General features: G+C 48.1%; 21 protein-coding genes. 11 read left to right on the top strand and 10 right to left on the bottom strand.

All coding sequences use genetic code 11. From position 1 onward, the window contains the following. Positions 1-54: 54 nt before the first annotated feature. The 5 genes from ubiB to rraA form a co-directional block, all read right to left on the bottom strand. On the bottom strand, positions 55-1,704 hold the full coding sequence (ubiB, locus tag HG547_RS18315) for a ubiquinone biosynthesis regulatory protein kinase UbiB (protein WP_037422654.1): 1,650 nt from the start codon (positions 1,702-1,704) through the stop codon (positions 55-57). Next, positions 1,701-2,321 carry an SCP2 sterol-binding domain-containing protein gene (locus tag HG547_RS18310; RefSeq protein WP_055647631.1) on the bottom strand — a complete coding sequence of 207 codons (621 nt, stop codon included), beginning with the start codon at positions 2,319-2,321 and terminating at the stop codon, positions 1,701-1,703. Before HG547_RS18310 ends, ubiB begins: the two co-directional genes overlap by 4 nt. Then, entirely contained in the window at positions 2,321-3,076 is a 756-nt protein-coding gene (gene ubiE, locus HG547_RS18305; RefSeq protein ID WP_169548662.1) for a bifunctional demethylmenaquinone methyltransferase/2-methoxy-6-polyprenyl-1,4-benzoquinol methylase UbiE, read from the bottom strand. The genes HG547_RS18310 and ubiE overlap by 1 nt, the downstream gene beginning before the upstream one ends. A 241-nt stretch (positions 3,077-3,317) precedes the next feature. Continuing rightward, positions 3,318-4,370, bottom strand: coding sequence for a formimidoylglutamase (locus tag HG547_RS18300; RefSeq protein WP_169548661.1), 1,053 nt, complete (start codon positions 4,368-4,370; stop codon positions 3,318-3,320). A gap of 130 nt (positions 4,371-4,500) precedes the next feature. Next, complete coding sequence (rraA, locus tag HG547_RS18295) at positions 4,501-4,986, bottom strand: ribonuclease E activity regulator RraA (protein ID WP_037422666.1); 486 nt, start codon at positions 4,984-4,986, stop codon at positions 4,501-4,503. A 323-nt stretch (positions 4,987-5,309) separates the two neighbouring features. On the opposite strand from rraA, the gene HG547_RS18290 reads away from it, so the two are divergent. From HG547_RS18290 to HG547_RS18275, 4 genes are all read left to right on the top strand, one after another. After that, positions 5,310-5,558 (top strand): YgjV family protein, encoded by a 249-nt coding sequence (locus HG547_RS18290; RefSeq protein WP_011073879.1) that lies wholly within the window; start codon positions 5,310-5,312, stop codon positions 5,556-5,558. 351 nt (positions 5,559-5,909) lie between these two features. Continuing rightward, on the top strand, positions 5,910-6,422 hold the full coding sequence (locus tag HG547_RS18285) for a phosphatase PAP2 family protein (protein WP_088586591.1): 513 nt from the start codon (positions 5,910-5,912) through the stop codon (positions 6,420-6,422). Positions 6,423-6,494: 72 nt separating this feature from the next. Further along, positions 6,495-7,535 (top strand): MJ1255/VC2487 family glycosyltransferase, encoded by a 1,041-nt coding sequence (locus tag HG547_RS18280; RefSeq protein WP_169548660.1) that lies wholly within the window; start codon positions 6,495-6,497, stop codon positions 7,533-7,535. Between the two features lie 140 nt (positions 7,536-7,675). Then, on the top strand, positions 7,676-9,118 hold the full coding sequence (locus tag HG547_RS18275; RefSeq protein ID WP_240292904.1) for a thioesterase: 1,443 nt from the start codon (positions 7,676-7,678) through the stop codon (positions 9,116-9,118). Between the two features lie 63 nt (positions 9,119-9,181). Here HG547_RS18275 and HG547_RS18270 read toward each other — a convergent pair whose 3' ends face one another. The 4 genes from HG547_RS18270 to HG547_RS18255 form a co-directional block, all read right to left on the bottom strand. Next, positions 9,182-9,793 carry a DedA family protein gene (locus HG547_RS18270; RefSeq protein ID WP_037422677.1) on the bottom strand — a complete coding sequence of 204 codons (612 nt, stop codon included), beginning with the start codon at positions 9,791-9,793 and terminating at the stop codon, positions 9,182-9,184. Positions 9,794-9,961: 168 nt separating this feature from the next. Beyond that, positions 9,962-10,882, bottom strand: coding sequence for a manganese-dependent inorganic pyrophosphatase (locus HG547_RS18265; protein WP_037422680.1), 921 nt, complete (start codon positions 10,880-10,882; stop codon positions 9,962-9,964). Positions 10,883-11,012: 130 nt separating this feature from the next. Continuing rightward, the gene (locus HG547_RS18260) at positions 11,013-11,474 is read right to left on the bottom strand and encodes a YhcH/YjgK/YiaL family protein (RefSeq protein WP_011624946.1); all 462 of its coding nucleotides are present in this window, start codon (positions 11,472-11,474) and stop codon (positions 11,013-11,015) included. Between the two features lie 127 nt (positions 11,475-11,601). After that, positions 11,602-13,995, bottom strand: coding sequence for a TonB-dependent receptor (locus tag HG547_RS18255; protein WP_169548659.1), 2,394 nt, complete (start codon positions 13,993-13,995; stop codon positions 11,602-11,604). A gap of 306 nt (positions 13,996-14,301) precedes the next feature. Here HG547_RS18255 and HG547_RS18250 point away from each other — a divergent pair, with 306 nt between their 5' ends. The 4 genes from HG547_RS18250 to HG547_RS18235 all read left to right on the top strand — a co-directional run bounded on the left by HG547_RS18250 (position 14,302) and on the right by HG547_RS18235 (position 17,551). Continuing rightward, positions 14,302-15,360, top strand: coding sequence for an alpha/beta hydrolase (locus HG547_RS18250; RefSeq protein ID WP_169548658.1), 1,059 nt, complete (start codon positions 14,302-14,304; stop codon positions 15,358-15,360). Positions 15,361-15,501: 141 nt separating this feature from the next. Further along, on the top strand, positions 15,502-16,077 hold the full coding sequence (locus HG547_RS18245) for an LON peptidase substrate-binding domain-containing protein (RefSeq protein WP_047536660.1): 576 nt from the start codon (positions 15,502-15,504) through the stop codon (positions 16,075-16,077). 52 nt (positions 16,078-16,129) lie between these two features. Then, positions 16,130-17,047, top strand: coding sequence for a pseudouridine synthase (locus HG547_RS18240; protein ID WP_169548657.1), 918 nt, complete (start codon positions 16,130-16,132; stop codon positions 17,045-17,047). Positions 17,048-17,194: 147 nt separating this feature from the next. After that, a complete protein-coding gene (locus HG547_RS18235; protein WP_169548656.1) occupies positions 17,195-17,551 on the top strand; it encodes a hypothetical protein in 357 nt (118 codons plus the stop codon). A gap of 1 nt (position 17,552) precedes the next feature. Here HG547_RS18235 and HG547_RS18230 read toward each other — a convergent pair whose 3' ends face one another. Next, entirely contained in the window at positions 17,553-19,400 is a 1,848-nt protein-coding gene (locus HG547_RS18230) for an alkaline phosphatase D family protein (protein ID WP_169548671.1), read from the bottom strand. 180 nt (positions 19,401-19,580) lie between these two features. Here HG547_RS18230 and HG547_RS18225 point away from each other — a divergent pair, with 180 nt between their 5' ends. From HG547_RS18225 to HG547_RS18215, 3 genes are read left to right on the top strand one after another with little or no spacing between them, the layout of a single operon-like run. After that, on the top strand, positions 19,581-20,501 hold the full coding sequence (locus HG547_RS18225) for an SDR family oxidoreductase (protein WP_169548655.1): 921 nt from the start codon (positions 19,581-19,583) through the stop codon (positions 20,499-20,501). A 2-nt stretch (positions 20,502-20,503) separates the two neighbouring features. Next, positions 20,504-21,787: a HAMP domain-containing sensor histidine kinase gene (locus HG547_RS18220; protein WP_169548670.1), complete on the top strand. Its 1,284-nt coding sequence runs from the start codon at positions 20,504-20,506 to the stop codon at positions 21,785-21,787. Beyond that, entirely contained in the window at positions 21,784-22,329 is a 546-nt protein-coding gene (locus HG547_RS18215) for a response regulator (protein ID WP_047536677.1), read from the top strand. The genes HG547_RS18220 and HG547_RS18215 overlap by 4 nt, the downstream gene beginning before the upstream one ends. Positions 22,330-22,343: the final 14 nt, after the last annotated feature.

Here is a 22,343-nt window from a genome sequence, read left to right as displayed (position 1 = left end):
TATCCTCTTAATTGATATCGGTTCTATTATGAACCTCTGATTAATTAGTGCTAGCTAAAATTTACGATTCTTTGGCCTAGATCGCCATCCGATAATCCACAGTACCGTACCTGAAATCAGGCACACGTAAGGGCTCAACAGTGTAGCGTCTTGGTTGAACAATAACGTGCCACAGATCAATAAAATTGCAGAAGTGATGAGTAAGTAATTACTCTTATGTGCTTGCTGCTGGTATTTCAAATACTTATCTAGCATTTGTTGCTGAGAACTCAGCAATTTCCTGCCTAATTTAAGGTTGTCATAAATTAGTTCAGGGAATTCCGGAAGTTTATCAGACCAATATGGCAGTTTTGTGGATACCTTTTTAAACATGGCTTTAGGTCCCACTTGCTCGGCCATCCACTGCTCTAAAAAGGGTTTAGCGGTCTGCCAGAGATCCAGCTGCGGATAGAGCTGACGGCCTAAACCTTCAATGTACAGCAAAGTCTTTTCGAGCAGCACGAGCTGAGGCTGCACGACGATATCAAAATGCCGTGCGGTACGGAACAGCTCTAACAACACATGCCCAAAGGAGATTTCATCTAAGGGCTTGTTAAACATGGGTTCACACACGACCTTGATGGCTTGTTCAAAAGCTTGCAGATCGGTTTTTTCCGACACCCAGCCCGACTCAATATACAGCTGTGCGATGCGGTGATAATCACGATTGAAAAATGCGAGGAAGTTTTCCGCGAGATAGCGCTTATCGACCTCACTGAGCGTGCCCATAATGCCGCAATCAAGGCCGATGTAGTAAGGATTTTCGGGATGTTCGCGGGAGATAAAAATATTTCCCGGATGCATATCCGCGTGGAAAAAGTTATCGCGGAACACTTGGGTGAAAAATAGCTCTACGCCCCGTTCGGCTAGCAGTTTAAAGTTTGTGCCTTGTGCCTTAAGTGCAGCGATATCCGATACTGGAATACCGTAAATCCGTTCCATCACCATCAAGCGTGGATAACAAAACTCTTCATATACATAAGGAATATAGAGCGCGTCTGAGTCGAGGAAGTTATTACGTAGCTTAATGGCATTGAGGGCCTCAAGCTTAAGGTTGAGCTCCCCTAAAATGGTGACGCGGTAATCTTCAATCACCTCGGCTGGGCGTAGTCGGTTACCTTCGCCAAGAAGATAATCGATGACCTTCGCCGTTTGCGACATCAGCAGGAGATCGGCCTGGATTTTAGTTTCTACATTCGGGCGCAGCACTTTTAATACCACGGCCTTGCCATTGGATTTAAGCGTGGCGGTATGCACTTGGGAAATCGAGGCCGAGGCTAATGGCGTTTCATTAAAGTCATCAAAGAAGGTCTCGATTGGTGCTTTAAGCTCAGCTTCTATCGCGAGTCGGGCGAGTGCGCCATCGAAGGGAGGGACTTTATCCTGCAACATGGCAAGCTCTGTCGCCCATTCATCACTCAGTAAGTCACGGCGGGTGGAGAGCATTTGTCCTAGCTTGATATACACAGGGCCAAGCTCTTGCATTGCTAGCTTTAAGCGCTCGCCACCGGATTTACCTTTGTGTTTATTACGGATCCAAAACAGACTATTGCGGGCGAGTTTAAAGTACCAAGGGGTCATCTTTGGCGGTAAAACATCATCTAACCCATATTGCAATAGGGTCTTAATCACATGATAACCGCGGCGGATACTGGCAAGGGTCATGGCTTAATTGAGTCTCTTAATTGGGCAATCCGTTGTTCGAGCGCGCGAGTGTCGTTAACTAAGTCATCTATTTGATCGCACAAATGAATAAGTTCAATCCGATGGGGCGCAAGCCGATACTCTTCGATAGCGAGTTGCCCTAAATGGGAGCGGGTTTTACGCAATACTTCAAGTGCCAAACCTTTTGCCTGATGGCTTGTACTGATGAGCTTGTGAGTGGGGCCGTCACCCAAATAACGCGAAATGGGTTCGGCAAAATCAAACTCTATGCTACGTAGATATTGGCTAAAGCTTTGTAATAAGTTCAGATCGCCTTCGAGCTTGAGCTTATCTTGCTTGATAAGTTCAGTCAGGTTGGCACCTTCTGATACGCGATAAAGTGTCGTTGCATCAGCGTGCAGACTGACATCAACATCGCCTTCATAGCGACTCATTACTTGGATTTCTTTGGCAAAGACCAAGTAAATTGGCCAGTTGAGTTGCGTTAATTGAATACGAAATACTTTGCCATGTAGCTGGCGCTGGCGCGCATAGGCGTCACCCGCTTGGGTCTGAAGTTGTTTCAGACCCATCTCAATCGCGGCGCAGGCAAGTAACACCACTTCTTGCGGCATCATTAGAATTTATAACCACGGTGCAGGGCGACAATGCCATCGGTCATATTGGTGTAATCGACCTGTTCAAAGCCCGCATTCACCATCATTTGCTTAAGAGTGTCTTGATCTGGATGCATCCGAATGGATTCGGCCAAGTACTCATAGCTGCCAGCGTCTTTAGTAATGAGTTCACCCATCTTTGGTAAGACTTTGAAGCTATATAAATCATACACTTTACGCATGATTTCATGCTGGGGCTTAGAAAACTCTAATACCAATAACTTACCACCTGGCTTAAGTACGCGGTTCATAGAACGAAGCGCTGCGTCTTTGTCTGTTACGTTACGCAGACCGAAGGCGATAGTGATGATATCGAAGTGATTATCGGGGAAGGGCAGTGCTTCGGCATTGGCTTGCACGTAGCTGACATTGTTAACAATGCCTTTGTCACGTAGCTTAGTGCGGCCCACTTTTAGCATAGAATCGTTGATATCAGCTAAAACCACTTCGCCTTTATCGCCCACTAAGTGAGAGAATTTAGCGGTTAAATCGCCCGTACCACCGGCAAGGTCAAGCACCTTCATACCCGGACGAGCGCCAGATACTTCAATGGTGTAGCGTTTCCAAAAACGGTGAATACCGAAGGACATAACGTCATTCATGATATCGTACTTGGCGGCAACCGAATGGAACACGCCAGCAACGAGATCGGCCTTTTTATCCGCCTCTACGGTTTTATAACCAAAGTGGGTATTTTTAGATTCACCCTCAGACATCAATGTATTCCTATTGTTTTGCAAAGTATTAGTGGCGAGTGTAAGCCATCGCCTGCATTTGCTGAATCTTTGATCTATCACTCTGTGATCGAGCTAGTAAACTCTCCTCAAGGCGTTAGCTTAAAGAGTTTGGCTTTTGCCAGTGTTTAGTGTGCCGACCCGATAAAATGGACTGGCATTAGACCACAATATCAGGATTTGGTGAATAGCTTCGCGCCCGTAAGGACACAAGCAAACGAGGCTATCGGGCTAAAAATTGGCATCTTGCTTGTACATAGGCATAAATTAACTCGCTGATACTTTGACCCACGTCCCTAAAGCCCGCCTCTATGCCGGCCTCATGACAGCTTGGGGCGGCTTCGGCTAAATGTAAATAAGCACAGGGACATCGGCTGGCGATATAGCTAATGTAGTGGGCGGCATCGAGTAGGGGAATTCCCGCAGCTGTGGAGGCACTGCTCGGCATTTTGGCGATGGCATCGACATCCAACTCTAACGCTACTGGGAGCGAGGTTTGGTTAAGTTTGTTAGCAATATCCTGTAGCGCCTGCGTCAGGCTAATCTCTCGGCGAATCCAAATTTGTTGCAGACTATGCCAAGTGCCACCAAACTCGGTGAGTTGTTGTAAATTGGCCTCGCTGTTTTTGAGCTCGTGCAAACCGAGCACATGGTAATACCCCAGCGCACCGCGATTGGCGGCGTAACTAAAGCCATTACCGCTGTGACGCCCTTCGAGCAGGCGAAAATCACTGTGCGGATCTAAATTCACTGCGGCAACTTGGCGTTGATAATGGGCCGAGGTCGCCATTAACAGGCCATAGGCATTGTTGTGGCCGCCACCAATCACTATGGGTTCAAGCCCTGCCGCTTGTATGGCGCTGACTAGTTTAATCACCCGCTCATCGAGCCGCTCAACTGCTTGGCGTAGATGGGTTAGGCTCGCGCCTTCGCCATCCTGTGCTTGTAATTGCAGATCCGCCGTATGAACTTGCCCTAAAATCAGGCATTCGGCGCCCGAAAGAAAGCGATTCGACTGTAAATTCAACCACTGGCGCATGCTGGTGGTAAAGGCGTCGGTGGCACCGCCTCTGCCTAGGTTAGCCCGTGGGCCGATATCTTCACCCACTCCGACAATGGCAAATTGTGCACCATGGGCTTTAGCGGTGGTGAGTATCGTTTCTAATGGATGTTCATGGTTAGCCAAGTGTACGCATTGGCCTATTTTGGTCTCACCGGCTCGCGGGCTAACGAGACTGGCGATATCGGCTTGGGTAAATGGGATAAATTCAGACATAGATTAGTATTCTTATCGGGTAGGGACAGGGATATTGTGGCGTACCCAAGGACGAATATTCAATGGTACTTAATGGTATCTGCCAATAAAAAAGCCAGCTTAGCTGGCTTTCTTTCGATGTTATTTAGCGTTACTCGATATCGAGTGGTTCTGGCGATAGAATGACGCCAGTGTTATCGGCATAGATATGATCGCCAGGGAGGAAGGTCACGCCGCCAAAGTTGACCGGGATATCGACTTCACCCACTGAATTGCCATCGGCGCCCACAGGAATTGAAGCAAGGGCTTGAATGCCGATGTCTAATTCTTCCAGCGCATCCACATCGCGTACTGAACCGTAAACGATAATGCCTTCCCAGTTGTTGTTGACTGCGATTTCTGCGATAGATGCATCGATCAGGGCGCGGCGTAATGAACCACCACCGTCAACCAGCAAGACTTTACCTTGGCCATCTTCTTGTAAGACCTCGGTGATTAGGCCGTTGTCTTCAAAGCACTTAATGGTGCTGATAGAACCGCCAAAAGAGCTACAACCACCGTAGTTACTGAACATGGGCTCGACTACATCTACGACATCTAAGTACATGTCACATAGTTCTGAGGTGTTGTATTCCATATTTACACTCCTATTGATCCGCGTTGCGTACAGTTTAGCGAGTTTACGCCAGTATAAAAGGGATTCCTGAAAAGAAAAGTGTTATCAATCACGGTATTGTTGCACTTGGACGTTAACACTTATGTTGTAAACTTTCGTCACTTAACAGGTGTTTATCCTCAAAACTTGATATCGGTCATTAAATAACGGTTTTTTATTACAACTCTGTTGCGCGTTTTGGTATTATATCCCAAGTTTAAATTAACTTACTTAACTTAATTTGCTTTAGGGGCAAGGACCCCCCGTTACGCTTATGGACGGTAGAGGGCCTTCGAGAGGTGCCTATGGAAGCTGTAAACACGATTGAAATTATTGGTTATTTTGCCTCAGTAATGGTGGCAATTTCACTTATGATGAAGAATATCATCTGGTTAAGATGGTTAAACTTTGTCGGTTGTACCTTGTTTGTTATCTATGGCGTATTTATTTCAGCCTGGCCTGTTGCGGGGATGAACGCCTTTGTTGCCTGTATCAATATTTACCATTTGACGAAAATTTACCGCGCTAAAGCGCTGGAACAAGCTGTCGCTTGAAGGTTTTCTGACAGTGCTGCCCGTTCATAGCAACTGGGCAGCACTGTATTCTCCCCGTACGTTTTCCCTCTTGCTCCAATTGATAGCTTCATTCCTCACCATTTTCGCCACAGGTGTCATAAAACTTTAGGCCTGATGTCACTTTACCGTCATCGGCAGTTCTTAGTCTCACCTTAACACTGAGCACTTAAGCCATCTCTGTTTAAGTTTTCGTAGGTTTAGCGTGGGGTTCTATCGTGAAATAGTCGTCTGACAGGGCGTTAACACATGCAGACGCTAACAGGTGTCGAGAGAATGCACTCATTAACATCGTCATGATACTCGCTGGCATGCCAGCAAGGAGCCTGTTTTATGTTGAGTTACATTACAGACTTAGATAAGCGCATGTTTTACCACATTGTGGATTTGAGCCAGCGTCATGGCTTTTATGATTGGGCGAAGCGGATATCGGCAACTGGAGATGGGCATGTGTATCTGTATCTCTCTGTTGGGTTGATGCTGACGCACTCCCAAGGGCAGAACCTGTTCAATCTGCTGTTGGCGAGTTTTTTGATTGAATTGCCGTTGTACATATTACTCAAAAATAGCATTCGCCGTACTCGACCCTGTCATGCCTTGGTTGGGTTTGAAAGCGGCTTTGAACCCTCAGATCGTTTTAGCCTACCTTCGGGACACACGTCGGCCGCCTTTGTGATGGCCACAAGTGTGGCGCAGGTGTATCCCGTGGCTGCGCCTTTTGCTTACGTATGGGCGCTCTGTATTGGTGGCTCGCGTATTGCGCTTGGAGTGCATTACCCCTCAGATATTGTCGCCGGTGTTCTGTTAGGTACGGGGGCTGTTTTGCTTGTGCATCCCGTGATTTAACACAATCAGGCACTCATTCGTTGGATACCTCCTTGATTCACCACTCTTTCATTCACAGTTAAAGGATAAGCAATGCGAATACTCTACGGAGTGCAAGGCACAGGGAATGGTCATTTAAGTCGTGCTCGAGTGATGGCAAAGGCCTTAGTTGAGCACAATATTCAAGTCGACTTTTTGTTTTCGGGACGCAAGCCTGAAGATTTTTTCGATATGGAGTGTTTTGGGGAGTATCGCGTCCAAGCAGGGATGACTTTTGCTACGCACTCAGGGCGAGTCAATATCACGCAAACGGTGAAGCAGAATTGTTCCCTATCGTTGCTTAAGGATATTCAAGCGCTGGATCTGAGTTGCTATGATCTCGTTCTAAATGATTTTGAACCCATATCCGCATGGGCGGCGAGGCGCCAGGGAGTCCCCTCGATTGGGATAAGTCATCAAGCTGCCTTGACTCATCCTGTGCCTAAATTGGGAAGCACTTGGTTGAATGAGTTACTACTCAACTACTTTGCACCGGTGGATGTGGCTTTAGGATGCCATTGGCATCATTTTGGTTTTCCGATCTTGCCTCCCTTTGTCGAAGTGGATGTCAGCCCTATTGAACATACCCATCAAATATTGGTGTATTTACCCTTCGAAGAGGCGGATGTGATTGCCGACTTTTTTAAGCCTTTTACGGATTATCAGTTTTTGGTGTATCACGCCAAGCAGCCTACCAAACGCATTGCCGATCATATTCAATGGCATGGGTTTAACCGTGATGGATTTAAACAGCATTTAGCGAGCTGCGGTGGTGTCATCGGCAATGCGGGATTTGAGCTGGCGAGTGAGGCGCTGACCTTAGGTAAAAAGTTGTTGGTCAAACCGCTGATTGGTCAATTCGAGCAGCTATCGAATGTGGCAGCGCTACAATTATTGGGGGCGGGTGACTGTATGATGAGCTTAGATATCAGCGCGGTTAAGCGTTGGCTTAAGGCCGCATCGCCAAATCCCATTGCCTATCCGCAAGTCGGTGATGCTTTAGTTAAATGGATAGGGAGTGGACAGTGGCAGAATACTACACCATTGTGCGCCGATCTTTGGAGCCAAGTGAAATTGCCAGACACATGGCGCTAAGATTGATGTGAGCACTGTGATAAAAGGCTATTTCCGCTCTAGCTGGGAATCTGGGGTTAGCGTATAATTTGGCCAATTTGCTGTTAGCCCCAGCAGCGTGTCTTTATTGGCCTAGTCTGGCCACAATTTAGTTGTCATAAATGAGCCTTAAGAAGTTTACTCAGTACAAGTTACTGTTTTTAATGTTGTTGTCCCTCGGTATTTTGCTTCCTTTTATTCCCGACCAAGCCTACCACATGCCCGGCCCTGATACTGCCAAGCAAAATCTGCATGTGATTGAATTTAACGATCAAGGTCAGCCCCACAATGATGGACAATGGCAAGCGCTTAAGGCGCGGATTTTACAACCCAATAATGGCACTGCGCCTGAGTTGCTGATTTTTGTCCATGGCTGGCACCACAGTGCCAATCCCAAGGATGAAAACTTTGTCGCTTTCGAGCAGTTTTATCAGCAAATGGCTGCCTCTGATTCTCAACGAAACTTGCTCGGCTTATACATCGGCTGGCGGGGAGATAAGTACGATCCTTTCTGGCTCGATGGTTCGGATGATGCTACTAGTTGGATTGAACCATTGGATTTCCCGACTATTTTGCAGCGTAAAGCCGTAGCAAAACGCATAGGGCAAACGGGTTTATCGCAGTTACTGGATAAATTGGATGGATTGGTCGCTGAGCATCAGTTACTGCGTTATACCGTTATCGGTCATAGTCTTGGTGGCTTAGTCGTGTTGCACGCCAGCAAAGATAGAATTAAGGCGGCTATCGATAATGAGCAAGATAACCCGAATCTATTCTTACTGTTAAACCCCGCCGCGCCAGCGCAGGATTTTAAACCGCTCGATACTTTGATGAGCTTAGATAGGCAAAAACCGAGTATGGTGGTGTTGCAATCTAAGGGCGATTTTGCGGTAAAAGAGGCGTTTAATTACATAAAAGATGGCGAACGGGCACTGGGTAACTCTTGGGCAATAACCCATGATATCGATAAATGTTCAGGCGGTAACTGTGCTACGCCGATGAAAATGCCTTCAGCATTAATGGCTCACGATCAGCTTCCCGGTTGTATGATGACGTTGCCGCATTCGGGCTGGAAAATTCGAGCCCGCTTACAGGCAAGGCGCAGTGTGCAGACCTGTCCCGATGCCAATATGCAGGCGGTTTGGGTGCTCGCTGTGTCCGATGAAATTGTCTCTGGGCATAATGGGATCTTAACGTCGGATCACGCTAAAGCGCTGTCCGAGGTGATGGGTATGATTGATTTATATCGAAATCAATTGCCTAAACATGCGGTTGAAAGCCCTGCGAATGAAGATTTAGCCACCCTTGCGCCAGAGCCTGAAGCCACAAATACAACCAGTGGCCAAACGAGTACTCCAGACGAGCCTGTGGTTATTGTTGAACCTGTTGCTGAAGCTGAAAACCCATCACAGCAACCAGAGCCTCCAGTACCGATTAAGACAGAATCAACCTTGGAATTGCCACAGCGGGAAGGTGTAAAGGAAGAATCGCCACAGGCTAATCCAGCGAATGAGCATCAACCGCTAGGGGAAACGCCACCTCGACCTAAAGTTGAGAATGAGTAACTTATTTCTACAATTGGGTTACCACAATCTCGGCGGTAAAATGAGCACATGGAAGTGCGCACTTTATTGATTTTTCATTTGCCATTTACGCCAACTTAGCAGCAGTAACGAGATTAGCAACAGACTAACGATCGCCCATGTAGGGTATTTATGTTGATGATAAAACGCGAGTATTGGGGCGATTTCATCGCGGATTAACACTGGCCCTAGACCAAAAAGAGTCACCCAAATGCTGGTGGCGAGTAGGTTGCCCATCACAAATTGTTTAAAAGGCATCTTGGCCAGCCCACAGCCTATAAACATAAATTGCTTAAGCCCTTCGACAAAACGGCTGAGCACTAAGGCGGCAATGCCATACTGGCCAATCACATCATGAATTTTGTCTTCTAGTTTGGGTTTTATCCAACCTTTTCGCAGCAATACCTCGCCAAAGCGTCGACCAATAAAATAACCCAATGTGTTGCCACACAGGGCTGCACCGCTGGCTACGATCAAAACTAATGACAGTGACATTTGCCCCGTAGCCGCCAGTAAACTGGCAACAATGAGTAAGGATTGTCCTGGGGCTGGAATGCCAAATCCCTCGACGGCAATAGCGATAAACAGAAGCAGATAACCGTATTGCTGCAACCAAGGGGTCATTTCGGTAATAAGGTGTTGTAAGACTTCTGGCATGATGAAAACAGGGAGCAGGAATGAATCATCCCATCTTACTCGGCACTGCCAAATTTAGGGTAGCTTTATGAGCAAAGTTTCATACTGATTTTATGGAATGCAGCATATCGAAGGCACAAAAAAGCCGAACTCAGTTCGGCTTTTTAGGCATTAAGACTTAATGGTCGCCTAAGCGAAAGCGGCCTGCAGTTGTGGTACAACTTGCTTCTTACGGCTTAATACACCGTCTAACCACACTTTGCCATCAACTGGAGTTTTACCGTAGGCGCGGTTAATCAGATCGGCATCGTCAGAAACCACTAACAGTTCTGAGCCTTCTTTCATAATGTCGGTCAGCAGTAACAGTACGCTGTGGCGGTTACCTTCAACTTTAAGTGCTTTGATATCGGCTTCTAGTTCGGCTTTGATTGCATCAAATACTGACAGATCAATTACTTCTAATTGGCCGATACCCACTAAGTTACCGTTCATGTTGAAGTCTTTAAAGTCGCGCATCACGAGGTCGCGTGCTGGCGTGCCTTCAACTGCCGATTTTACTTTGAACATTTCCATGCCCAGTGCTTTAAAGTCTTCTATGCCTGCGATTTCGGCTAAGGCTTCAACGCAGCGAATGTCAGCTGTGGTGCAAGTCGGTGATTTGAAGATCACAGTGTCGCTTAGGATGGCGCACATCATAATGCCAGCGATATTTTTAGGAATGGCGACTTGGTAAAAGTCGTACATCATCTTAATGACCGTGTTGCTGCAACCTACTGGGCGGATCCAACACTCTAATGGCGTATCAGTGGTCAGATCGCCTAATTTGTGGTGATCCACAATCCCTACGATGGTCGCTTTGGCGATATCGTCCGGTGCTTGAGTCAGTTCAGAGTGGTCAACAATGTAGACCTGCTCGCCAGCATAGCTGGTTTTGTATTCTGGCGCTTCAAAGCCAAAACGCTCCAGAATAAAAGCGGTTTCGGGTGATAACTCACCTAAACGTGCGGCAACGGCTTCTTCACCGATTTGGTTTTTTAGATAAGCTAACGCGATAGCACCACAGATTGAATCAGAATCGGGGATTTTGTGACCGACAACGTACATAGGCATTTCAGGGACTCTCCTTTAAATTTGTGGCAATTTTAACAATATTTCGTCCGATTCGGAAATAGCCAAAGCGCATATCGCTGCGCCTTAAGCGGCTATTTCTGTCAAAACTTAGGCATTGTTGACTCAGATTTTAGATTTTCACTTTTATCACGACTTTACGCACCGCTGTCGGTGTATCACTCGTGCCGGGCATATGCATGTCGCCAGGGAAAAAGAGCGCGAACATCCCTGCCTTTAGTTGAATGTAGGAGGCGTTGGCTTTATTCGACTCGTAATCAAACTCGGCGTAATCGTGCTTTTCGAAATAAGGTTTTGAGGGTGTTTGGTCGGCCAATGGCAGATAACCAAACTCTTCTTCGCCGCTGACCACATACTGCACATCGATGTATTTTTGATGTACTTCAAAGGGTTCGGTCGATTGTGGCTTGGTGTGGTAATCGTTGACGATCACGAAAATATCCTCGCCATCGAGGGGATAATTGCCAACGGGCAGTTGGCTAAAGTCGGTGCTGGCAAGATGTGCTAATGCCGTGGCAATGCGTGGGCTGAGTGATTGATAAATATGGCGATTAGCTAAGGTATCGACAATCATGGGGTACTCGATATGGCGTAAGTAAATGAGTGAATTGTAAAGATTATAATCAGTTCACCGCCGTTAGAACATAAGCGATAGACATAAAAAAACAGGCCATAAATGGCCTGTTTTGATGGTTTTCGGCTTAGTAAGTGTACTTAGCCTCGAGGAAGTAGTAACCCCCATTAAATCCAAACGGCGTGTTGGTTAATGGATAGACGAAAATACCATTGAAGTTATTGTCATCTGGGCGTTTTTCAGGATACACATCAAACAAGTTTTGTACGCCAGCGGTGAAGCTTAAGGCATCGGTTGCGGCGTAGCGTACGGATAAATCCATCACCCATTGGTCGCTGTAATTCACATCACCCGTTGAGTAACCCACAGTGTAATCACCGAAATAGCTGAGGCGAATGTTAGTCTTAAAGTCACCTAATTCATGGGTCAGACCAAAGTTACCTGTGTTATGTGGCGTCGCAGAGGTCATGCGGGTTTGTTCGATATTATCGAAGAGTTTAGGGCCGAGTCCGTCCAAAATTTCAGGGAAATGAATATCTTGGATTTCAGTCTTATTGTAGGCGTAGGCTAAGTTGGCGCGTAAATCGCCCCAGTTGCCGAGATCAAAATCTTGGCTCACTACTAGATCAACGCCGCGAGTACGGGTATCGACGGCGTTAATAAAGAAGCGCGCCGATTCTGCATTAGTATTGGCTAGCGCCGCCGCAACAGCCGGTGAGTCGTTTGGCGTCACTGAGCTTGAGAGGATAATCCTGTCATCGATTGAAATCTGATAGGCATCCAAGGTTAACGCTAAACCCGTATCATTGGTGTAGACCAAGCCTAAGCTGAAGGATTGCGACAGCTCTGGGTCGAGCTCGTTAATGCCAAGGGCCTTAGTGACTGGCGATAAGGTGTTGAAGGTGCCTGATTCGATAGGCACTAACTGGCCAGTAGTCGGATCAGGATTAAACAAGGTCGAGATATTGCTAAAGTACAGCTGTTGAACGCTCGGCGCTCTAAAGCCTGTGTTCACAGTTCCACGTAGGGCTAAATGGTCAGTGAAGTCGTAACGGCCCGCGAGCTTCCAACTGGTGTTGCCGCCAAAGTCAGAATAGTTTTCGTAACGTAGCGCCGCTGCCCAATAAAACTCAGTGGTTAATTGGTTTTCAAGCTCAACATAAACACCAGTATTGTCGCGAGTTTCATCGACTTCTGACTCAGGTGTAAAGCCGGTAAAACCTTGGCTGCCCGCTGCACGGTTATCATAACCGCCATTGATGTAAGAACCCGGTTCGCCTGCGTCAATCTGATAACCGTTTTGGCGCCAAGAGACACCCGTTGCCACTAAGATCTCTGAGTCATTGGCAAAGTTATAGTAGCGCGAGATATCGATGTTCAGGTTTGCTTCGCTGGTGGACAGGGTGCCCGCATCGAATTCCGTCGGGCTATCTGGGCCGAGTGATGCGTTTAGGGTGTTTACAATGTTGTATTCGAACGAGTTTCCGCCATAGCCCGCTGAAGTATCAATATTCCACTCGCCGAGATTGAACTCATAGCCCAGCACGAATGATGAGTCGATGATCTTAGGATTGATCTGCGGTAAAAAGCCGTCGGGATAAAGCTCGGTCAAGTTACGGGCATCGAGCGCGCGGCGATAAAATGCGCCAGATTTGGTTTCACGTTGGCTAATGCCACCAAAGGCATAGAGTTTACTGTCGTTTGAGAAAGGCTGGGCCGCGTTGATAAATAAGCCTAAGTTATCGTATTCGGCGTCGCCCACTTGGTGGCTCTTACGGTTGAAAGTCGCTTCGCGTGGATCAGCAGAACCATCTGGCAGCTTAGGATATTGTTGGCGTGGATCTAAGCCTGCGCGGTTGGTGCTGTCTTTATGGTGGGCTTCGACGCCAATATTCACAAAACCGTCGTTGTTAAAACTCATCCCGTGGTTTACGCCAACGCGCCATTGTTCGCCGTCACCCAGATAGGTTTGGCCCGCTTGGGCCGAGACGCTACCGCCTTGGTCGTTGTCTTTTAAGACTACGTTGATAACACCGGCAATCGCATCTGAGCCGTATTGTGCCGAGGCGCCATCACGCAGGATTTCAATGCGTTTAATGGATGTCATCGGGATTGCGTTCAAATCGACGTTAGATGAGCCCTTGCCGACAGTGCCGCTTAAATGCACCAGCGCCGAACCATGGCGGCGTTTACCGTTTACCAGTACTAGCGTGTGATCAGGCGACAGGCCGCGTAAGCTGGCAGGACGCACCGCATCTGAGCCATCGGTCACCGATGAGAAGGGGAAACTGTAACTTGGCGCGGCAAATTGCAGCGCCTTAGCAGTTTCGGTCATACCTGTGGATTCGAGTTGCTCCGCGGTAATGATATCTACGGGGGCAACGCTGTCGGTTGCGGTGCGCAGAGCGATCCGCGAGCCGACGACTTCAATTTTCTCAACGTTGCTGGCCTGTTCTTCTGCGTGTACGACAGGAAAAACCAAAGTTGAAGATACTGCTAATGCGATAACGGCTGGACGCATAAAACCTCTCAATGTGGATTAACCTTAAGCTGGAACGAAAACATTGAACCAACGAAAGTAACAATTCGATAGGGCGAAGGTTATCACTGTAACAATTGTTACATCTAGACAGAAAAGAACTAACTCAGAGCTTACTGTTCTAGATAATCATTTAAAGCTAGTCGAATATGTCGCCACAGCTCATATGATTGGCTAAGTGAATAAAATCATCTAGATCCATTAGGTTTGCTGAAGGTTTATCGCGCTTGGCGGCTGTGTTTTAATGGCGGAAAGCCTCAGGTTTGAGGCACTTTAAGGAGTTAAGTTTTGCCCGCATTACGCTTTCTTGCAGGTCCTACGGCCTTTAACATTATCAGGGAGCAAGGTCTGCATCCCGATGCTTTTACACAACTATTGGCGGCATCCGGTGGACCCAAATGGTTAGGGATTGCGGGGCTTGATAAGTATCTTTTTGCTGAATTTTTTAAAGATAGGCAAACGCCGCTATACACCTTAGGGGCATCCTCTGGCGCCTGGCGTTTAGCCTGTTTAGCACAGCAGGATCCACTACAAGCCTACGCACGTTTAGAGGATTACTACATTGGCCAACGGTATGAAACGATACCGACACCGCATGAGGTGAGCGAGCAGGTAAAGGGCATAGTCCAAGGAATTCTTGGCGAGACGGGTGGTCGCGAGATAGTCAATCATCCCTTTATTCATAGTCACTTAATTGCCTGCCGCGCTAAACACATCAATCGTCTTAGCCATAGATTGCCATTAGCGGCTGGGCTAGCGATGGCGGCTGCGACCAACATCATTAGCCGCAAAACCTTGGGCTGGCATTTCGAGCGGGTGGTGTTTAGCCAGCAAGTGGCAGCATCACCTTTTAAGCAACTTGACGATTTACCTAGCCATCAGGCGAGGCTCACCGAGGCCAATATGGATGCAGTGATGTTGGCAACGGGATCTATTCCATTAGTGCTTGCGTCAGTCTCACGGATTGATGGCGCGCCCGCGGGGCAATACTATGATGGCGGCATCACCGACTATCACTTCGATTTGCCCTTATCCCATACTATTATGGGATTGACCCTGTACCCGCATTTTTATCCCCATATGAGCCCTGGATGGTTCGATAAATCCTTGACCTGGCGCCGAGCGCGCACCAATTACCATAACGCCTTGGTGCTGGCGCCTTCGGCGGAGTTTGTGGCGTCACTGCCTTTTGGTAAGGTGCCCGACCGTGAAGACTTTAAACAACTGGATACTGCGCAGCGGATGCAGTATTGGCGCCGTTCTGTTGCCTTAAGCGAGCGCCTTGCTGACGAATTTGCCGAAGTGTATGCAAAGGGCAATGTCGCAGCACACTTAGCGCCGCTGTAGGGTGAGAGGGGCAAACACGCCTAAATGCTTTTTTACCGTCAGCGACTTTAGGAAGGAAATTATTTCTCCTGCTACACTCTAAATTAATAAGGTGTGGCTGATTTTTGAGCACATTCTTGTATCAGTGGGCAGGAGGTTGCTATGCAAACACGAGAAATGGCGTTAATTATGCGCGATGCCTTGTTGCTGCCACAGGGAAGGATTGAGGTCCGCGTGGTCGAGCCGGGCCAATTGCGCATGGTCGCGGATGTGTTAAAAGGTAAATACGATTTGGCATTTGCGGCGAGTAAGCCCAGCGGCAATCCGCCCTGTTATCCGACTGCGACACAGTGCGAGATTATCGATTTTAATCAGTTAGAAGATGATACCCTCAGCATCGTTTTAGAGGGGCGCCAAAGGGTTAGTATTCTCTCCGCGGCGCAAGCAAAAGATAAGCTGTGGATGTCCCGCACTTTGCCTTGCCAAAATTGGCAAGAAGAGCCGATAGAAGGGGAGTTCGAACTGATCAGTGCTGCCCTTGAACAATTCTATGAGGTGAACCCTGACTTACTGGAGTTGTATTCCCAAGTGCATTTAGAGGATGCGGCTTGGGTTAGCCAACGTTGGTTAGAAGTGCTGCCCATGTATAACCGCGATAAGCTGGTGCTGGTGAATCAACCCGATTGCCACAAAACCATGGACTTTGTTTTACAACTCATCAAGTCCCATGTGGACTGAAAAACCACACCGAGGCTAAAATAGCGGCTCATTATCGCCGCTAGTTGTTTCTATGACTCAAACCGCCCGTGCCGCCCAACCTTCTTTTGTGGTTCTCCCCCTAGAAGTGGTTGATAAACCAACCGTATTTTCTTTTTTGATCGAGCATTATGCCCATATTGGCGAAGCGGTTTGGCGCCAGCGGATCCTCGATGGCAAAGTGCATTGGCAAGACGGCAGCTTAATTGGATTAGATACCGCCTATCGCCCGACGGCGAGGGCATATTACTACCGTGAAGTCACAGTGGAAGCGAAAGTCCCCTTCGAGTCGCCGATTTTGTTTCAAGATGACAACCTTATCTTGGCCTACAAACCGCATTTTTTACCCGTCACCCCCAGCGGTGATTATGTGAATGAGTGCCTAGTGCACCGTTTACGCTTAAGCACTGGGATAGACACTATCGCCCCTGCCCACAGGTTAGACCGGGAAACCGCTGGCGTAATCCTGATGACGACTCGCCCAGAGACGCGGCATATTTATCATCAGCTATTTATCGATGATGCGATCCGTAAAGATTATCAAGCGATTGCCAAACTCACTCCTGGACTTTTGGCACAATATGCCAGTGGCGAATTAACTTTGCCAAAGCATTGGACGGTCAAAAATCGCATGCAACGCAGCGAACCCAGTTTTACCATGAAAATAGTTGAAGGCATGGCAAATACTCACTCGGAGATAAGCTTGGTTGCGATTAAAGGCGAGTTTGGTTTATTTCATTTAAGCCCTATTACCGGTAAAACTCACCAATTGCGGGTGCATATGCAAAGTCTTGGTATGCCATTATTAAATGATCGCTTTTATCCGACATTATTACCTAAAGGGCCGGATGATTTTACCAAGCCACTACAACTCTTGGCGCAGCGATTACGTTTTGTTGATCCAATCAGTGGTCGCACGCACGATATTCAATGTGATGGATTAACACTTTAGTCAGCGGAAAGCATTATTGCCACAATGAGAAAAGTGGGCTAGTGCAATATGATTGTGTGGTTTTCTCAGCGATGATAAGAATACAGACGGAATTACGCTCGCTAGCAGTAAGGAGTCTTGTATTGGTTGTTTGAGGGAAGTAATAGCATGACCAAATCTGCAATCATTTCAATTTTGCTCTGTCTCGCAGTGCTTTTAGGCGCCATGTATGTTGGTAACTGGACGAAACATCCCTATGTTCATGAGTTGACAACAGAGATCCGTAAAGCGAGTGCGGTAATCGAACCCAAAAAGCCAAGTGCAGAGGTCATGCAGGAGGATGAGAGTAAAGCCGGATCGTCATCCTCACCAAAGGTCATTTGGGATCAGATGTTAGATAATACCTCGCCGCCAAAGCGCCCCGAGTCACAGCTATTTAATCAACGTTTGCCCAAGCAAGAAGATAGCGCGGTAACGCCAGCTAATTCGGCAGTGGTTGAAAAGCGTGTTGAACCGTTGCAATAAACTATTCTTGCCTCGGTGGCTCGAACCGAGTTTCGCTCATATCCCCATGTAATACGGCAATTTTAGTGGGCTCACCATTATCCGCTAATACCAAAATGCCGATGCCGCTGCGGTTGACTAAACGCTTGCTCCGTTCGCCATTTGGCCGCCTGCCCCGTAATGACATTCGCTTTCGCTTGGTAAATAGGTTCAATGGTGAGAAGTGGCCGTAAAGCCAACCATTGAGCTTGTCGAAAAGTGGCAGTAGTTTTTCGGGGAACTGGTTTTTAATCCCGCTACAGGTAATTTGGTAAATATTTGGGCTGCTACGGCGAAAGCGAATGCTGATGTCATAGGCAAAGGAGTAGTGCACATCCCCCGAGAGGATAACGAATTGCTCTGGGGTCTTGCGGTGCATAAAGATGCTTAGCAAAGCATTGGCTGCGCCCGGATGCGCCATCCAGTTTTCCGCATCAACCAGCAGCGAAGCGCCCATAAAAGTGGCCATGCGTTGCACGGCTTCAATCACCTTGACGCCAAACATCGGCGCGGGCGAGACGATAATGACCTTAGATTGACCAAGTAGCGCCTGTTGTAAATCCATTAAGGCTTCCCAATCCATTAAGCCCGAGGGTTTGGCAAGATTGGATTCACTGCGCCAACGGCGGGTGCGAGTATCGAGTACAACCAGCTTGGGTGAGGTGTCTAAGCTGTAATGCCATTGCTCAAATGTCAGTAAGAGATCAATCAAGGCATCCTGAGTGTTAGGGTCGGGGCGATTGAAAAACGCATCTAACTTTGGGCGAACCTCGGCATTAAATTTATCCGGTGCATTACCTAATCCTTGGAATAAGGTATAGGCAATCAAGGCATTACCAATGATGCGTTTAGAAAATGCATGACCGTAGGCGGCTTGTTCCCATTTAGCGGTGAGATTCCAATCATCGGTAATATCATGGTCATCAAACATCATATACACGGGAATATGCGCCATAAGGCGCCTAACCTGAGTGAGTCCTGCTTTAAAGGCCAGTAAGTTTTGCCATTCTTTTTGCCACCGCAGCTTGTTGGCGGCAGAGAGACCGTCGACATCCTTGGGGAAATCAACCAACTCCCATAGTTCGGGCGACCAAGTGAGTAGGTATAGGGCGATCATTTCACTCAGGCTAACTAAATGGTTTTCTGCGATGGATGAGGTAAATATCGGATGGTTGACATACCAGCGCCAAAGCGCAGTTTTGGCGGGATATTCGGTACGTGGCAGCAGCGTTTTATGGCGTAAGTACAAGCTATCGGCTTGATAACGGATTGCCTCGCTTCCCGCAATAGTGGCGCCGTGAAAGGCTTCATGGTGCAGGCCGAGTTTTTCAATCACCTGACCAATGGCGCATAACATGGGGCCTGCCACATCATCCACATAAACTTGATCGCCACTGAGCATCAATAGGGCTGGGCGCTGCTGTGGATCTCCATCGATAAGTGTTGCTAGCGTGGTATCGGCGGCGACTAAGGCATCCTCGCTATGGTGGTGGGGGTTGCGGCATGAGCCATGCCATACCTGTTTGAGTTCGGTGCAAAAGTAAACCTGGGGTGAGTCGGCACCGCTATAGTGCAATCCGTTGACACCACTGAAAATATCGCCAATCCCCTTAGCTGATACACGGTAAAAAATGCTCGAGTTAGGTGTGAGCAGATGAGGGCGAGACAGGCTAATCAAATATTGAAAGGCGTGCTTGCCGAGTGGGATGCAATGCACTTCTTCCTCTGCTAACCCATAGCTTTGCTCCCCTAAGGCCAGTTGTAATTCAGTCAATGGCTCGCGGCTCACAAACCAGAGGGTAAAGTGCGAGGCATCGCAGTGGCGCAGCATCGGGCCTGCGAGGATAAGGGGAAGTGCTTGAGTCAAATTCAGCCTTTTGTTGTTAATCAGGTCGAGTGGGATAAACCCAAATCAGCTTAAGTACGGGCAAATAAGAGTAAACAAGTGCGTTGAATATGAAAAGCTTTTAGAATTATCCGCCAAATCGGTGGCTAAGGAGTTTGGGGCAATATGGCAAATATTATGGTGACGGGCGCAACCGGATTGCTCGGCAGGGCGGTCGTTAAACAGTTAACTGCCGCAGGGCATAAGGTGATTGCCACCGGCTTTAGCCGCGCCGAAGCGAATATCCATAAACTCGATTTAACCCAAGCTATTACAGTAGAAGCCTTTATTGCCCACGAACGGCCAGAGATTATCGTGCACTGCGCCGCAGAGCGTCGCCCCGATGTGTCCGAGCGCTCGCCTGAGCAGGCTTTGACGCTGAATTTGAGCGCCAGCCAAACCCTTGCTAAGGCCGCTAAACAGCATGGAGCTTGGCTGCTGTATATCTCAACCGACTATGTGTTTGATGGCACAACGCCGCCCTATGCCGAAGATGCCGCGCCCAATCCGGTTAACTTTTATGGTGAGTCTAAATTACAGGGCGAAACCTGTGTGCTGAATACCGACAGCCGTTTTGCGGTATTACGTTTACCGATCCTCTACGGAGAAGTGACTCAACTGAGCGAATCTGCGGTATTAGTGTTAATCAATCAATTGTTAGATAGCAGGCCGCAGCGGGTCGATGCTTGGGCCATTCGCTCGCCCACCTCGACGGCGGATATTGCTGGCGCCATCGCTAAGTTGCTCAAGCGGCAGTTACATGCTGCCGATGTGTCTGGGATTTATCATTTTAGTGCCACACAAACCATGACTAAGTACCAAATGCTACTGAGCTTAGGTGAGTTATTGGCGATTGACACCGCGCATTTAGTCCCTGAACTCACACCGATGGATAGCGCTAAAAGGCCGCAGAACTGCACCTTAAGTTGTGGGCGTTTAGCTGCGCTGGGCATTTATTCTGAGTTGGAATTTAGCGTAGGGTTTAATCAGGCGCTCGCTCAATCCAGTGCAGCACTTGCAGCTGTTGGCCTTAAGCTTAAGGAATAATGATGGTTAAAATTTTAGGAGCGAATCTGCAAGCGGCCGACCAAGTCGCGCTGCTGCGCACCTTAGGGTTATTGCTGCAAATTGGTTTGACGTTGTTTGCCGCCGATACCTTTGGCTTGAGTTTGCAAATGGAGCCGCTCATGCACGTTTTTGTGCTGGAGGTGCTCTATCTTTCGCTCACATTAGCATTACGTAAACCATTGTTTGCTAAAGAGCGTGGTCTGTTTATCGCCCTAAGTCTGGATACGTTGTTTTGGATTTCTTGGCTGTATTTTTCGGGCGGGGCGACTAATGCGTTTATTTCACTATTATTGTTACCTATCGCCTTGGCCGCGGTCACATTGCCCATTTGGGCCCCTTGGAGCCTGACCGCAATATCAACCCTCGCCTATAGCGTGATGATTTTTACCGTGCCAGAGTCGCAGATGCAGCACCATGGCATGGATATGAGTTCCCACTATTTAGGCATGTGGTTTAACTTTGTGATTTCAGCCTTAGTGCTGACCACCAGTGTGGCACTGATCGCCAAACGGATGCGCCGTCAGGATGCGCAGCTTGCCTATATGCGCGAAGGACAACTGCGGCAGGAGCAGTTAGTGGCGCTCGGTACTGTGTCGGCGCAAATGGCCCATCAATTAGCGACACCACTCTCAACACTGCATTTATTGCTCGATGAGTTAAGGGAAGAAACCCCTGAACCCTCAATAACCTTAGTTGAAATGGAAACCGCGCTGGGACGTTGTGAGCACACCTTGGCGGAGCTGCGATTGGCAACGGAGTCGATTCGTGACCGTCGTCAGCGGCCTCAAAATCTCACTGAGCTGGTGGCTGGATTAAAACAGAAAACCCAGTTATTGATGCCGCAAACTGAACTCAATTGGTTGATCACCTGCGCGCCTAAGCTGCTAGAAGAAAAGCAGATCTTAACCGATATGAGCTTAACCCCCGCGATTATGGCCTTGATTGAAAATGCCGCCCGCGCCAGTGTCGAAACCATAGGTACTTCGCAGGTGGATATAAGCGTCGATTGTTCGCCAAGCGAGGGGCAGGCTTATTTGCAGATCCGTGATTATGGCGCGGGTATCGCCCCTTCATTATTGCCACAATTAGGCACTTTATTAATCGAGAGCCCTAAAGGCTTAGGCGTAGCCTTGTTACTGAGCCATGCTAGCTTGGAGCGTTTAGGGGCGGAGCTTATTCTGGCAAATCATCCCCAAGGCGGCACCGTGGCGCAAATTCGTTTTACACTCTTGGCGCCTAAAGTGCCAACTGGAGAAACAGTATGAAACGGCTATTGATTATTGAAGATGATCAAGCGCTTGCAGGTATTTTAGCGCGGCGTTTGACCCGCCATGGGTTTGAATGCCGTTTAAGTCACGATGCCAGTAGTGCCCTGCTGGTGGCGCGGGAGTGTTGCCCAACCCATATCCTGCTGGATATGAAATTAGCCGAGGCCAACGGCCTGAGTTTAATTGTGCCGCTGCGTAATTTGCTACCCAAAGTGGTGATGGTGTTACTGACGGGCTATGCCAGCATTGCTACCGCGGTGGAGGCGATTCGTCTTGGTGCGGATAACTATCTGGCTAAACCCGTCGATACCCAAACCCTGCTAGCTGCCTTTGAGCTTGATGCTTACCCTAATACCTTGCAAGAAGATGATGTTGACGACTCACCGCTTAATCCTAAACGGCTGGAGTGGGAACATATTCAGCAGGTGCTCAATGCTAATCAGGGCAATGTGTCGGCTACCGCTCGGCAACTGGGGATGCACCGCCGCACCTTGCAGCGTAAGTTATTAAAGAAACCGGTGAGTGAAACGAGCCGCTAAAGTAAACGAGCATT

The sequence above is a fragment of the Shewanella sp. DNRA4 genome, assembly GCF_012843185.1.
Classification (GTDB): Bacteria; Pseudomonadota; Gammaproteobacteria; order Enterobacterales; family Shewanellaceae; genus Shewanella; species Shewanella xiamenensis.
This window is presented reverse-complemented; position numbering and strand designations above follow the sequence as displayed.